We start from the raw sequence: 13,086 nt of genomic DNA, 5'->3' as shown, positions 1-13,086 counted from the left end.
CGGCAGGAAACGGTGGCGGAACGGCGGCGTGCGTGGTGGCGTGCCCGGGGGCGGCGGCGGTGGCACGAACGGGCGAGGGCCGTTCGGGGGACGTGCCTCAGTCCCCCTCGGCCTCCTGGGCGCGCCGCTTCAGGGCCTCCCGCAGGAAGTCCCGCTGGAAGTGCAGCAGCTGCTCGTTGACCGCGTCGTCGGCGGGCAGATGCGTGGCGCCGGGCAGCGGCAGCACGCTGTGCGGCCGGCCCGCGGCGAGCAGCTCCGCCGAGAAGCGCAGGGTGTGCGCGGCCGCCACGTTGTCGTCGGCGAGCCCGTGGACCAGCAGCAGCGGGCGGCGCAGCAGATGGCCGTGGCCGATCAGGGAGCAGCGCGCGTAGTTCTCCGGCCGCTCCCCGGGGTGACCCAGGAACCGTTCCTTCCAGTGGGTGTCGTACAGCCGCATGTCGGTGGGCGGTGCGCCGGCCACCGCCGCATGGAAGACCTCGGGGCGGTGCAGCACCGCGCCCGCGGCCAGGAACCCGCCGAACGACCAGCCGCGGATCGCCACCCGTGCCAGGTCCAGGTCGCCGCACCGCTCCGCGGCCGCCCGCAGCCCGTCGACCTGGTCCTCCAGGGCGGGCGTCAGCTGGTCGCCGTGAACGGTCTTCTCCCAGGCGGGGCCCCGGTTCGGGGTGCCGCGGCCGTCGATGACCAGCACCGCGAACCCCTGCTCGGCGAACCACTGCGACACACAGGTGGGCCATTCGCGGGCGCGCCCCACCTGCTGCATTCCCGGCCCGCCGTACGGGTCGAGCAGCACCGGCAGCTTCCCGGTGCCCTCCTCGTGCCAGGACGGCAGGTGGAGCGCGGCCCGCAACTGCCGTGTCCCGAGGAGGAGATGGCGGGGCCGCGGGGTGACCGCGGGCTCCTCGGCGAGCGAGGGGACGACCCGGTAGGGCGTGTCCTGATCCGGCCCGGTGCCGTCCGCCGGCTCCGCCCGCAGGACGCGCGCCTCGTCGCCGCGCGGCGTCGTCCCGGACACGACGACCGTGCCGCCCCGCCCCACCCCGGTGAATCTGCCCGGCCCCCGGCTCAGCCGCCGGTTGCCGCGCCCCGGTTCGTGCCGCCACACATGGGTCTCCAGCGGGTCCTCGCTCGCCGTGAACAGCACCTGCTCGCCCTCGACCCCGAGGACCTCGCACAGCTGCAGTCCGCCGGGGGTGACCCGCCGGCCGCCGACGGTCAGATACCGGGTGTCGCCGTCGTCCTCGGGGAGCACCAGGGCACCCGACGCCGTCCGGGCGGGGGTGCCGCGGACGATCTCCACCCAGGCGGGGTCGGTCCGCTCGTGCAGCACCCCGGTGGACCCGGTCGCCGGATCGACCGCGAGCGTGCGCAGGCTGCGCTGGTCGCGGCTCTGCACGCTGAGGAACGGCCCCTGTGCGTCCCAGCCGGCGGCGACGAGGTACTCATGGGCCCCGCGGTCCCACCGCACGTCGATCCGCTCGCCCTCCAGGGAGAGCAACTGCACGGTGACCTCCGCGTTGGGGGTGCCGGCCGCCGGGTAGGCGACCGCCCGCGGCGGCTTCGCCGGGTCGGCCGGATCCGCCGTGTAACGCCGTTCCACGGGGCCGGTGTCGACCCTGGCCACCAGCAGGTGGCGGCCGTCCGGCGCCCACCAGTGGCCGCGCATGCGCTGCATGGACTCCGCGGCGACGTACTCGGCGAGCCCGTAGGACACCTCCGGGCTCTCGGCGCGGGCCAGCTGCCGGTCGGTGCCGGCCAGATCGACGACGTGCAGGCAGCGGCGGCTCACATAGGCGACGTGCCGGCCGTCGGGGGAGGGGCGGGGGTCGACCACCGGCCCCGCCGCGGGGACGGAGAACGGCGCGCCACCGTCGGTCCGCACCGCCCACAGCGCTCCGGACAGCGCGAACGCCACCAGGCGGGCCGTGTCGTCCGTCGCGTAGGACACCACGCCCACCGACCGCTCCCGGGCGCGCTCCCGGCGCAGCCGCTCCTCCTCGGGGACCTCCCCGCAGCCGTTCCCCACCAGGAGGGCGGGGTCGGCCAGCAACTGTTCCTTGCCGTCCTCGTACTGCCACAGCCGGCCCACGGGGTCGGTGCCCGAGCCCGTGCGGACGAACAGGACCCGGGAACCATCGGGGGAGACGGTGAACTGGCGGGGCACGCCGAGGGAGAAACGGCGGGTGCGTGCGAACTGGCGCGGGAACGCGGCGGAGTTCACGGTGTGTCCGGCGGGGCGGGCGCTGCTGTCCACGGTGCTGTCCTCCAGAGGGTGCGGGCCCCGGACGGTGCCGTCCCGGGGTGACGATCTCCGAAGGGAAACTAGGCACATCGACGACGCGGACGGAAGACCCGGCCCGGCCCCTCACCCCTCGCCGCTGCCGCCCGGGCGGAGCCGTGCTCCCCGCACCGCGAAACAGGGAGCGGCCAGCGGCAGCAGCACGGCCGCGCACGCCGGAAGGGCGTAGGCCAGGCGGAAGTGGCCACCGGAGCCCAGGAGGCCGCTGAGCGCGCCGCCGGTGACCACACCGGCGTAGTTGAAGACGTTCATGTCGTTGATCAGCGCGTCGCCGAAGCTCAGCGCGTCGGGCATGAGGATCTGCGGGCTCTTGCCGCCCATCTCCAGGCTCACCCGCTTGAAGTCGATCTCCGCGGCGGCGGCCAGGATGCGGCGGCCGGAGGCGGTGGAGCCGGTGAAGGACAGCGCGCCGATCCGGGGATGCCCGGGCGAGGGCCGTGCCCGTCACCGACCCGTGGCCGGGCAGCACGGTGAGCACGCCCGCCGGCACCCCGGCCGGCTTGACCAGCAGGGTGCCGGCCGCGAGCGCGGGCCCCACCTTCCACGCGGTCATGGCGAGCGGATAGTTTCAGGGCACGATCGCGGCGACGACGCCGAGCGGCTCGCGGCGGGTGAATTGGTCTCTACGAAGACGACACCGAACAGCCCGGTGTGCTCCCGCGAGAAGGCCGAGCGGTAGAGGTCGGGGTGCTGTTCGTCGCTGAGGTGCCGCTGTGCGTAGGGCACCCGGTGGCGGTATCCGGTGGCCAGCAGAATGAGATCGAAGAGGTCCCCGGTGCCGGCCGTGAAGATCACCGACTTCCCTCCGGACCCGCGCGATCCCCGGCTTGGCGTGGATGTCACCGTGCTGGAGGTGGTGCAGCAGCATTGAATTGATGGCCGGATGGCTGCCCGAGCACATCACCACATTGCGGTGCAGGCTGTGTCCGCCGTCGGAACGCGTGACCAGCCAGGAACCGTCCGGGCGCTTCTGCAGGCTCTTCACCTCGACCCCGAACTCCACCCGCCCGGTCAGCCCGTACGCGTCGGCGAACGACCGCAGATACGCGCGGATGTCCTTGTGCGACGGATAGTCCGCATAGGAATCCGGCATCGGGAACCCACCGAATCCGGAAAGCGTCCTACTGGAAATGAAGTGGGCCGACTCGTACATCGGGGACCCCGGATTCTCGATGTTCCAGACGCCGCCCACCGCCTCGTGCCGTTCCAGGTGGGTGTACGGCAGATTCCGCTCCCGCAGTGCGCGGGCCACCGCCAGTCCGGCCGGCCCGGCCCCGATCACACAGGTGTCCAGCTCACCCGCTTTCCACGCCCCGTTGCCCCCGCCATGCGCGTTGCCCATCGTTCCTCATCCCTTTGCTGTGGGAACCGGAAATCCCTCGTGGTCTTGACGCTGGACACCCGAGATGCCGGGGACGGGGGTTCTCGCGGCCATCCACCGGACCACAGCGGTCATCACGAAGGCCTCTTCGGCGCCCCTCCCCGGCCCGAATGGCGAGAGCCGCCGGTAATGCCACAGACCCGGAAATGCGATAACGCAAAGTCATTGCCGGGTCACCGCACGCAAGGGAGGATTCCGAGGGCCGGACCGGACGGAACTGCCCTAGAATCTGCGGACACTTCCACCGGCCGTCTGGTTCTTTTCATGACCCTTGAAAAAAGCTCCGCACCGTTCACCGAAAGCGCGGAGAAGTCGCCCTCCCGTTCCGTGAATTCGGCGGAGGCCTCCGCAGGGGACGACCTGCGGAGCCGGGTGCGGGCGCTGTTCCGGGCGCGCCCGTGGTACGCCGTGGTGGTCGACGCGGTGCTCGCGCTGGGCTGTGGCCTGGCGGACCGCGAGGTGCGGACGGGCTTCGCGCCGGGCGAGATCTACAGCCCGCTGCCGCCGTCCGTATCCGGCTGGCTGACGCTCGCGGTGGCCGGACTCCTGCTGTTCCGGCGCCGCTTCCCGGTCGCGGTCGCCGCCGCCGTGACCGGCGGGCTGCTGCTGGGGACCGGCTCCGTGCTGACGCTCTCCGTCGCCTACTACTCACTCGCCCGCCACGGCGGCCCGGTCCGGCGGATCCGCACCGTGGTGGTGACCGCGTCCCTCGGGCTGGCCACCGTCCTCGCCGTCGCCCTGGTGCACCTGCACCGTCTCGCCCCCCGTCACGGGCTCACCGCTTCGTACCAGGGGGTGCTGCTGCTCGTGGTGGCGCTGGCCGCCGTCGTGCTGCCGGTGCTCGCCGGACTCCGCCCGCTGGGCCGGCACCCGGGCTGGTGGGAGACCCGGCGGGCGATGCTGTTCGACGTGTCGCTGGTGGTGCTGTTCCCGCTGGCCAACCCGGCGGTTCTCCTCGTCAACGTCGTCCACGGCGGCTCCCTGGGGCTTCCGGCGCCGGTGGTCGCGGCTCTCGCGGTCCTGGGGGGCCTGACCGTCGTCCTGCGCCGCCGCTACCCCGCGGGCGTCGCCGTGGCGTCCATCGCGCTGCTGCCGCTGGTCCTGCCGCCCCTCAGCGCCCTCCCGGTCAGCCTGTACACGGTGGCCAAATACGGGCGCTCCCGCCGCCAGCTGCTGACGATCTCCGGGGCGGCCGCGGCCGTACTCCTCGCCTGGGCGTACCTCGTGGACCTGCCGGTGGTCCTCCCCATGGCGATGTTCCTGCTGGTCTCCATGATCGTGGTCCCCGTGCTGCTCGGCATGTACCGGGGAACCAAGCAGAGCCTGCTGGTGAACCTGCGGGAGCGGGCGGAGCGTCTGGAGCGCGAGCAGCACCTCAAGGAGGCGCAGGCCCGGATGCAGGAACGCGCCCGGATCGCCCGCGAGATGCACGACGTGGTCTCGCACCGGGTGAGCCTGATGGTGGTGCACGCGGGCGCCCTGGAGGCCGGGGCCGGCGGTGACAACGAGGTCGCCCGGAAGACCGGCGCGCTCATCGGCCAGATGGGCCGCCAGGCGCTCAACGAACTGCGCGATGTGCTGAACGTGCTGCGGATGGACCACCCCGACGAGCAGGCCCCGCAGCCGTCGCTGCCGACGCTCGACGACGTCGCCACCCTGGTCGAGGAGTCCCGCAGCACCGGCGCCCGCATCGACCTCGACATCACCGGCACCCCGCGTGACCTGGACGCCGACCTCGGCGGCGCCCTGTACCGCCTCGTCCAGGAGGGCCTGACCAACGCCTGCAAGCACGCCGCCGGGGCTCCGGTGCGCGTCGAGGTGCGCCACCTCACCGACACGGTGCGGGTACGGGTCGAGAACGACGCCCCGCAGGGCCCGCCCGGCACGGAACTGCCCAGCGGCGGCCGCGGACTCGTCGGACTGGGCGAACGCGTCAGCACCCTCGGCGGCACCTTCACGTCCGGGGCCCTGCCGGGCGGCGGTTTCGCCCTCGAGGCCACGGTCCCGCTCGCCGGCCGCTGAACGGGATCGACGCCCGGGGACCGGCCCCTCGGGCACGGCCGCGGACGGCGGACCTCACACGACCTCCCGCTCGCCGCCACGCTCCCCGGACCGTCCCGCGGCGTGGACGGGCACGTCGTAGGACCGCTCACCCGCGCACCGTCACCAGACGCTGACTCAGTCCTCGGCGTCGGGCGCGGGGAAGTCCGCGAACACGGCGGCCTGCGGGTGTGTCCGGACCCATTCGCGCAGCTCGGGACCGATGGCCCCGTACAACTCCGCGTGGACCAGCTCCGCGCACTGCGCCACGCGGGCCAGCAGTTCCGCCGCACGTTCCTGGTGCGCCATGGCCGCCGCCGTGTCGGTGTACTCCTCCAGCACCAGATAGCTCCCGGCCCCGGCCGAGAACCAGCGGTAGGTCGGGGTCCCGGGCTCCTCCTGCGCCTGGTCGCGCAGGGCCACGGCCAATTCCTCGAATTCGGCGTGGCGTTGGTCTCGGACGTCGAAGCGCGCGCGGACGAAAATGCTCATGCGCACAGTCCAGCAGACCGCGCGGCCGCCCCCGCAGCGGGGGCGCGGTGTACCGGCCGCCGGGTCCCGGGCCGCCGCGCGGTGCGGTGGGCCACGGCACGGGGGTGGGGCGTTGACAGCGCCCTGCCGGGCTTCTAGCGTCAGCCCTGCTCAGGCTACTAAGCGGTTGCTCACCCAGGGATCGGTGGGGCGGGCCGCTTGTCGAGGTTTCTAGGGTGAGGAGAACCCGCATGTCCACCACCGAGCAGCGCGTCGCCATCGTGACGGGCGCGGCCCGCGGCATCGGCGCGGCCACCGCCGTACGCCTGGCCGCCGAGGGCCGTGCCGTCGCCGTACTCGACCTCGACGAGGCGGCCTGCAAGGACACCGTCAAGAAGATCACCGAGGCCGGCGGCAAGGCCGTCGCGATCGGCTGTGACGTCTCCGACGCGGAGCAGGTCGAGGCCGCGGTCGCCCGGGTCGCCGCCGAGCTGGGCGCGCCGACGGTCCTCGTCAACAACGCCGGCGTGCTGCGCGACAACCTGCTGTTCAAGATGAGCGAGACCGACTGGGACACGGTCATGAACGTGCATCTGCGCGGCGCGTTCCTGATGTCGCGCGCCTGCCAGAAGCACATGGTGGACGCCAAGTTCGGCCGGATCGTCAATCTCTCCTCCAGCTCGGCGCTCGGCAACCGCGGCCAGGTCAACTACTCGGCGGCGAAGGCCGGTCTGCAGGGCTTCACCAAGACCCTCGCCATCGAGCTCGGCAAGTTCGGGGTCACCGCCAACGCCGTCGCCCCCGGCTTCATCGTCACCGACATGACCGCCGCCACCGCCGAGCGCGTCGGCATGGGCTTCGAGGAGTTCCAGGCCGCGGCCGCCACGCAGATCCCCGTGCAGCGGGTCGGCCGCCCCGAGGACATCGCCAACGCCATCGCCTTCTTCACCGGTGAGGCGGCCGGCTTCGTCTCCGGCCAGGTCATGTACGTCGCCGGCGGCCCGCTCAACTGACCGCCCCACCGACTTCAGGAGTTCTGGACATGACCGAGCAGAACAGCGGCCGGCCCGCGCCGTCCGGCAAGGTGGCGCTGGTCACCGGCGCCAGCCGCGGCATCGGCTACGGCATCGCCGAGGCCCTGGTCGCCCGCGGCGACCGGGTCGTCATCACCGGCCGCAACGAGGACACCCTCAAGGAAGCCGCCGAGAAGCTGGGCGCCGACCGGGTGCTCGGCATCGCCGGCAAGGCGCATGACGAGGCCCACCAGGCGGTGGCCGTCGAGCGCGCCATGGAGACCTTCGGGCGCGTCGACTACCTCGTCAACAACGCCGGGACCAACCCGGTGTTCGGCCCCATCGCCGACCTCGATCTGGGCGTCGCCCGCAAGGTGTTCGAGACCAATGTCGTCTCGGCGCTCGGCTTCGCGCAGCGCACCTGGCACGCCTGGCAGAAGGACAACGGCGGCGCGATCGTCAACATCGCCTCGATCGCCGGCATCGCCCCCTCGCCCTTCATCGGGGCGTACGGGATCAGCAAGGCGGCGATGGTGAACATGACGCTCCAACTCGCCCACGAGTTCGCGCCGGGCGTGCGGGTCAACTCCATCGCGCCCGCGGTGATCAAGACCAAGTTCGCCGCCGCGCTGTACGAGAACCGCGAGGAGGAGGCGGCGGCCGGGTACCCCATGGCGCGGCTGGGCGTCCCGGAGGACATCGGCGGGGCCGCGGCCTTCCTGCTGTCCGACGCCGCCGGCTGGATCACCGGCCAGAACCTGGTCGTCGACGGCGGGCTGTTCCTCAACGCCGGGGTCTGACGAGGCCGGGGCGGCTGCCGGGGAGACCGTGCCCCGGTGTGCGCTCAGGGACACCTCCGTGGTGCCGGACCCGGCGGGGGCCGGCACCACGTGCGTCGGCGGGCCCGGCCGGGCGGCGTGGGACCATGGAGGGCGCGCCTGCCGCCGCGGGATCGCCGCACGCGCCGGCCCGGGAACGGCCCGGCCGACGGCGGGGGAGCGGTGCCGGTCCGGTCCGCGGCCCGCGTTGTCAGTGGCCGCCGGTAGGTTCTGTGAGTGAGAACGCACCGCACACCGGAGGTTGTTGACGTGGAGACCGACATGCTGCCCGAATCCTGGCGCGAGGTCCTCGGCGAGGAGTGGGAGAAGCCCTATGTCAAGGAGCTTGCCGACTTCGTCGAGCAGGAGCGGGCGAGCGGCCCGGTCTACCCGCCCCGCGAGCAGGTCTTCGCGGCGCTGGAGGCGACCCCCTTCGACCAGGTGAAGGTGCTCATCCTGGGCCAGGACCCCTACCACGGCGCGGGCCAGGGCCATGGTCTGTGCTTCTCCGTGCGGCCCGGCGTCAAGACCCCGCCGTCGCTGCGGAACATCTACAAGGAGATGCAGGAGGAGCTGGGCCACCCGGTTCCGGACAACGGCTATCTGATGCCCTGGGCCCAGCAGGGCGTGCTGCTGCTGAACGCCGTCCTCACGGTCCGCGAGGGCGAGGCGAACTCCCACAAGGGCAAGGGCTGGGAGAAGATCACCGACGCGGTGATCCGCGCCGTGGCCGCCCGGCCCGATCCGGCGGTCTTCGTGCTGTGGGGGAATTACGCCAAGAAGAAGCTGCCGCTGATCGACGAGGAGCGGCATGCCGTGGTGCAGGGCGCGCACCCCTCCCCGCTGTCGGCGAAGAAGTTCTTCGGCTCCCGCCCCTTCACCCAGATCAACGCGGCCGTCGCCGCCCAGGGCCACGCCCCGATCGACTGGCGCATCCCCGACCTGGGCTGAGTCACCGGGCCCGGGCGGCGGGCCGGGCCACCTGCCGCGTCCGTCGGGCGCCGCCGCGCGCCACGGCCCGCCGACCCCGGCCCGCCGCCCGGGCGCGTCGCGCACACCGCGCGCGGGTCGCGCCCGGCGGTTAGCGTCGAGGCAACGACATGGCGGTGGTGAACGGATCCGGGAGTGCGCGGTGATGGAGAAGCGGCGGGAGGCGACGTCCGAGGACGGGGTGCTGACCCGGATCGGCCAGGCGATCATGCTGCACCGCGCCGGTGACCGGGAAGAGGCACGCAACCGCCTCACGGCACTGTGGCACGAGATCGGGCCGCAGGGGGACGCCTTCCACCGCTGCACCCTCGCCCACTACATGGCCGACACCCAGGACGACCCCCGGGACGAACTCGACTGGGACCTGCGGGCCCTGGAGGCCGCCGAGGGCTTCGTCACCGAACGGCCCGGGTGCGCCGCCGCGTCCGCCGAGCCGAGGATCGCCGACGGACCCGGCCCCCGCCACCCCCTCGTCGCGCTCCGGGCGTTCTTCCCCTCGCTCCACCTCAACATCGCCGCCGACTACGCCGCGCTCGACCGTCCGGCCGATGCCCGCGCCCAGCTGCGGCGGGCCCGGGCCTCGGTCAACGCCCTCGCCGACGGCGAGTACCGCCAGGGCCTCCGGGACGCCATCGACCGGCTCCAGCGGCGGATCGACCGGGCCGCGGGCCACACCCCGTAGGACCGACCGCCGCCGCGGGTCCGGCCGCCGCCCGGCATCCCACCTTGCCGCGGCACCCCACCCCACCCCAACACGGCACCCCACCCCGCCAGGCGACGTCGCCCGCCTCACGCCCCCCCACGTCTGGCACCCGGCCGCGCACGTCCCGGCACCCCGCCGCGCACCGCGTGCCCGCCCCGGGAGCGCCGTCCGGTGGCCGCCGACCGGCACGTATGCTTCCGGCACGCCAGGCACCAGCAACGCGGCACAACCCAGGGAGCACGAGTGAAGGTCGGCTGCATCGGACTCGGCGACATCGCCCGGAAGGCGTACCTCCCCGTCCTGGGCGCACAACCGGGCCTCGAACTGCATCTGCACACCCGCACCCCGGCCACCCTCCACCAGGTAGGCGACACCCTCCGGCTGCCTCCCGCACAGCTCCACACCGACCTCGACGCGCTGCTCGCCACCGGCCCGGACGCGGCCTTCGTGCACGCCGCCACCGCCGCGCACCCCGAGCTGGTGACCCGGCTGCTCGAAGCCGGCGTGCCGACCTATGTCGACAAGCCGCTCGCGTACGAGTTCGCCGAATCCCAGCGGCTCGTCGCGCTCGCCGAGGACCGCGGCGTGGGCCTGACCGTCGGCTTCAACCGCCGCTTCGCGCCCGCCTACGCCCAGTGCCGCGAGCACGCCCGCGACCTGATCCTGATGCAGAAGAACCGCATCGGCCTGCCCGAGGACCCGCGCACACTGGTGCTGGACGACTTCATCCATGTCGTCGACACCCTGCGGTTCCTCGTCCCCGGCGAGGTCGACCACATCGATGTGCGCACCCGGATCCGGGACGGGCTGATGCAGCACGTGGTGCTCCAGCTGTCCGGCGACGGCTTCACCGCCCTCGGCACCATGAACCGCCTCAGCGGCTCGGCGGAGGAGGTCCTGGACGTCTCCGGACAGGACACCCGGCGGCAGGTCGTCAATCTCTCCGAGGTCATCGACCACAAGGGACAGCCGAGCATCCGGCGCCGCGGCGACTGGGTGCCGGTCGCCCGCCAGCGCGGCATCGAGCAGATCGTCCTGGCGTTCCTGGACGAGGTACGGGCCGGCCGGCAGCCGTCCGCCCGGGACGCGCTGCGCACCCACGAGCTGTGCGAACGGGTGATCACCGACGCCCTGACGCAGGCCGCCTGCTGAGCGCCCGCACCCCCGCGTACCCGCCGGCCAGCAACAGCGCGCCCATCGCCCCGTACACCGCCCAGTCACCGAACCGGGTGTACGGGCTGGTGCCCTCGGCCAGCGGCAGGTCGTAGACGGCCGCCGCGCTGCGGTCGGTGCCCAGCCGTTCGCCGATCCGCTCGCCGCGCGGGCCGTACGCCGCGCTGACGCCGGTGAGCGTGGCGTGCACCATGGGCCGCCAGGTCTCCGCGGCGCGCAGCGCGGCCAGTGAGGCGTGCTGCGCGGGCGCCCAGCTGTCCTGGAAGGTCGAGGTCGAGGACTGGGCGACCAGCACCCGCGCGCCGTCGCGCGCCAGATGGCGGCTCATGTCGGGGAACGCGGTCTCGAAGCACACCAGTGGCCCGATGCGCAGCCCGCCCGCGGAGGCGACCGGCAGCACGACCTGGCGGGCACCGCGCAGCCGGTCGGTGGTGGCCGCCTTGCCCACCCGGGTCGCCCAGCCCAGCACGGACCGGAAGGGTATGTACTCGCCGAAGGGCACCAGCCGCATCTTCGCGTAGCGCTCGCCGGTCGGCCCGTGCGGTCCGATCATGACGGCGCTCTTGTAGATCCCGGCCCGGCCGGCGCGCGGCGAGTCGGCGTTGATCAGCAGCTCGGCGCCGGTCTCCCGGGAGAGGGCGGCGAGACGGGCGGCGAGCGCCGGACGGTCCGCCGGGTCCTGGTAGAGGCTGCTCTCCCCCCAGACGACCAGGCGCACCCCGCGGCCCGCCAGCGACCGGGTGAGCGCCTCGCTGCGGGCCAGCCGCGCCGAGGGGGTGCCCGTCGGGCCGGGCTGGACGACCGCGAAGCGTACGGTGCCCGCACGGCGGGGGACCGGCGCCCAGAACCATGCCGCGGTGACCGCCAGCGCGCACACCAGCAGCCCCGAGACGGCGGGCCGCCAGGCCGCGGGGCGGGCGAGCAGCTCCGCCACCGCGGTGTTCACCGCCACGATCAGCAGGCTCAGCAGCCACACCCCGCCGATCGACGCCAGCCGCAGCGCGGGCGGCACCTGCCACTGGCCGGCGCCCAGCAGCCCCCAGGGGCCGCCCAAGTACTCCCAGGAGCGGACCAGTTCGACCATCAGCCAGCCCGAGGGCACCAGCACCAGCGCGGCGGCGTACCGCCCGCCCGTGGCCCGCCGCCCCGCGCCGCGCGCCGTCCCCTCCGGACCCGGGGACGCGTCGCCCAGCAGCGCGCGCACCAGTAGCCCCCACGGCGCCCACAGCGCCCCGAGCAGCAGGGCGAGCACCAGGATGAAGACGTGCAGGCTCGGCAGCAGCCAGTGGTGGACGGCGAGCATGAACCCGGCGCCGCCCAGCCAGCCGTCCAGCGCCGCCCGCCGGTGGGTCGGCGCCGTCCGCACCAGCAGCAGCCAGGGGACCAGCGCGACGTACGACAGCCACCACCACGACGGCGCGGGAAAGGTGAGGGCCGGTACCGCGCCGGCCAGGGCGGCGGCCGGCCCCCGGGTCCAGGGGGAGCCGAGCCACCGCGCCCGGTGGCCGATCGGTCCGTCCATGCCGCCTCCCTCCTCGTCCCGGTGCCCGTCTCGGACGGCCAGTGTGCGCGGGTCGGCGGATCAAGAAAAGGGGGTGTCGCCGCAACGGCCGATTACGGGCCGGCGGGGGCCGGGGACGGTCAGTCGCCGAGCAGGTGCGCCCGGCGCCACTTCTCGTGGACCACGACCCCGGCCAGCCGCCAGCCGTCCGGGGTGCGGCGGGCGGTGAAGTCGTAGCGGCCGCCGCAGGTGTAATTGGGGGCGGTGGCCTCCTCGTCGCCGGTCTCCGCGACGGGACCGGCCAGCCGCATCGGGTTGAGGTAGTCGGCCCGGACCGTGGCGGTGTCGGCGGGGGTGCCGTCCGGCCGGGCGAGGCCGACCCGGCGGTTGACGATCAGATGCTGGCGCATCGCGAACTGCCCCAGCATCTGGGCCAGCCAGACCGCGATCTCCTCGGCCCCGCCCTCGATGCCGCCCGCCGAGCGGTAGTCGGCCCGCCCGTCCGGGGTGAACAGGGCCAGATAGCCGGGCCAGTCCCCGTCGTCCACCGCACGGGCGTAGCCGGTGATCAGATCGTCGAGGGCCAGGCGGTCCATGATCGTGGAGTGTTCCGCGCGCTGCGTCATCGGCACAGTTTTCGGCATGGCGCGGGCCCCCGCCAAGAGGCGGGGGCCCAGGGCGTGTCCGCACCGGCGGG

10 protein-coding genes and 2 pseudogenes are annotated in these 13,086 nt (G+C 73.7%); 6 read left to right on the top strand and 6 right to left on the bottom strand.

Going from position 1 to position 13,086, the window contains the following annotated elements; genetic code table 11:
• Nucleotides 1-97 precede the first annotated feature (97 nt).
• From ACQP17_RS03295 to ACQP17_RS03285, 3 genes and pseudogenes are all read right to left on the bottom strand, one after another.
• Complete coding sequence (locus ACQP17_RS03295; protein WP_433854845.1) at nucleotides 98-2,254, bottom strand: prolyl oligopeptidase family serine peptidase; 2,157 nt, start codon at nucleotides 2,252-2,254, stop codon at nucleotides 98-100.
• Between the two features lie 111 nt (nucleotides 2,255-2,365).
• Nucleotides 2,366-2,906: pseudogene (locus ACQP17_RS03290) on the bottom strand (aldehyde dehydrogenase family protein); the annotation flags it as partial.
• Between the two features lie 336 nt (nucleotides 2,907-3,242).
• A pseudogene (locus ACQP17_RS03285) lies at nucleotides 3,243-3,641 on the bottom strand (NAD(P)-binding protein); the annotation flags it as partial.
• 303 nt (nucleotides 3,642-3,944) lie between these two features.
• Between ACQP17_RS03285 and ACQP17_RS03280 the strand changes: the two are divergent.
• Nucleotides 3,945-5,702 (top strand): sensor histidine kinase, encoded by a 1,758-nt coding sequence (locus ACQP17_RS03280; RefSeq protein WP_433854844.1) that lies wholly within the window; start codon nucleotides 3,945-3,947, stop codon nucleotides 5,700-5,702.
• A gap of 156 nt (nucleotides 5,703-5,858) precedes the next feature.
• Here the strand turns inward: ACQP17_RS03280 and ACQP17_RS03275 are convergent, their stop codons facing one another.
• Nucleotides 5,859-6,212: a putative quinol monooxygenase gene (locus ACQP17_RS03275; RefSeq protein WP_433854843.1), complete on the bottom strand. Its 354-nt coding sequence runs from the start codon at nucleotides 6,210-6,212 to the stop codon at nucleotides 5,859-5,861.
• Nucleotides 6,213-6,442: 230 nt separating this feature from the next.
• Here ACQP17_RS03275 and fabG point away from each other — a divergent pair, with 230 nt between their 5' ends.
• The 5 genes from fabG to ACQP17_RS03250 all read left to right on the top strand — a co-directional run bounded on the left by fabG (nucleotide 6,443) and on the right by ACQP17_RS03250 (nucleotide 10,867).
• Nucleotides 6,443-7,204: a 3-oxoacyl-ACP reductase FabG gene (gene fabG, locus ACQP17_RS03270; RefSeq protein WP_189100831.1), complete on the top strand. Its 762-nt coding sequence runs from the start codon at nucleotides 6,443-6,445 to the stop codon at nucleotides 7,202-7,204.
• Between the two features lie 29 nt (nucleotides 7,205-7,233).
• Nucleotides 7,234-8,004: an SDR family oxidoreductase gene (locus ACQP17_RS03265; protein WP_433854842.1), complete on the top strand. Its 771-nt coding sequence runs from the start codon at nucleotides 7,234-7,236 to the stop codon at nucleotides 8,002-8,004.
• A 300-nt stretch (nucleotides 8,005-8,304) separates the two neighbouring features.
• Entirely contained in the window at nucleotides 8,305-8,973 is a 669-nt protein-coding gene (locus ACQP17_RS03260; RefSeq protein WP_433859826.1) for a uracil-DNA glycosylase, read from the top strand.
• 184 nt (nucleotides 8,974-9,157) lie between these two features.
• Entirely contained in the window at nucleotides 9,158-9,694 is a 537-nt protein-coding gene (locus tag ACQP17_RS03255; protein ID WP_433854841.1) for a hypothetical protein, read from the top strand.
• 264 nt (nucleotides 9,695-9,958) lie between these two features.
• A complete protein-coding gene (locus tag ACQP17_RS03250) occupies nucleotides 9,959-10,867 on the top strand; it encodes a Gfo/Idh/MocA family protein (protein WP_433854840.1) in 909 nt (302 codons plus the stop codon).
• Here the strand turns inward: ACQP17_RS03250 and lnt are convergent.
• A complete protein-coding gene (gene lnt, locus ACQP17_RS03245) occupies nucleotides 10,836-12,410 on the bottom strand; it encodes an apolipoprotein N-acyltransferase (RefSeq protein ID WP_433854839.1) in 1,575 nt (524 codons plus the stop codon). The two genes, ACQP17_RS03250 and lnt, sit on opposite strands and share 32 nt — an antisense overlap.
• A 119-nt stretch (nucleotides 12,411-12,529) precedes the next feature.
• Nucleotides 12,530-13,015, bottom strand: a complete 486-nt coding sequence (locus tag ACQP17_RS03240; protein WP_433854838.1) for a nuclear transport factor 2 family protein — start codon at nucleotides 13,013-13,015, stop codon at nucleotides 12,530-12,532.
• Nucleotides 13,016-13,086: the final 71 nt, after the last annotated feature.

Origin of the sequence: Streptomyces kronopolitis (assembly GCF_050953795.1) — a bacterium.
Lineage (GTDB): Bacteria > Actinomycetota > Actinomycetes > Streptomycetales > Streptomycetaceae > Streptomyces > Streptomyces kronopolitis_A.
Note: the sequence above shows the minus strand (reverse complement) of the source record. Positions and strands in the feature narration are given on the sequence as shown.

Excerpts from the sequence above, each read along its gene's own strand:
- ACQP17_RS03275 (WP_433854843.1), bottom strand. The coding sequence starts at position 6,212 with ATGAGCATTTTCGTCCGCGCGCGCTTCGACGTCCGAGACCAACGCCAC.
- ACQP17_RS03260 (WP_433859826.1), top strand. The coding sequence starts at position 8,305 with ATGCTGCCCGAATCCTGGCGCGAGGTCCTCGGCGAGGAGTGGGAGAAG.
- ACQP17_RS03240 (WP_433854838.1), bottom strand. The coding sequence starts at position 13,015 with ATGACGCAGCGCGCGGAACACTCCACGATCATGGACCGCCTGGCCCTC.
- ACQP17_RS03265 (WP_433854842.1), top strand. The coding sequence starts at position 7,234 with ATGACCGAGCAGAACAGCGGCCGGCCCGCGCCGTCCGGCAAGGTGGCG.
- fabG (WP_189100831.1), top strand. The coding sequence starts at position 6,443 with ATGTCCACCACCGAGCAGCGCGTCGCCATCGTGACGGGCGCGGCCCGC.
- ACQP17_RS03280 (WP_433854844.1), top strand. The coding sequence starts at position 3,945 with ATGACCCTTGAAAAAAGCTCCGCACCGTTCACCGAAAGCGCGGAGAAG.
- lnt (WP_433854839.1), bottom strand. The coding sequence starts at position 12,410 with ATGGACGGACCGATCGGCCACCGGGCGCGGTGGCTCGGCTCCCCCTGG.
- ACQP17_RS03255 (WP_433854841.1), top strand. The coding sequence starts at position 9,158 with ATGGAGAAGCGGCGGGAGGCGACGTCCGAGGACGGGGTGCTGACCCGG.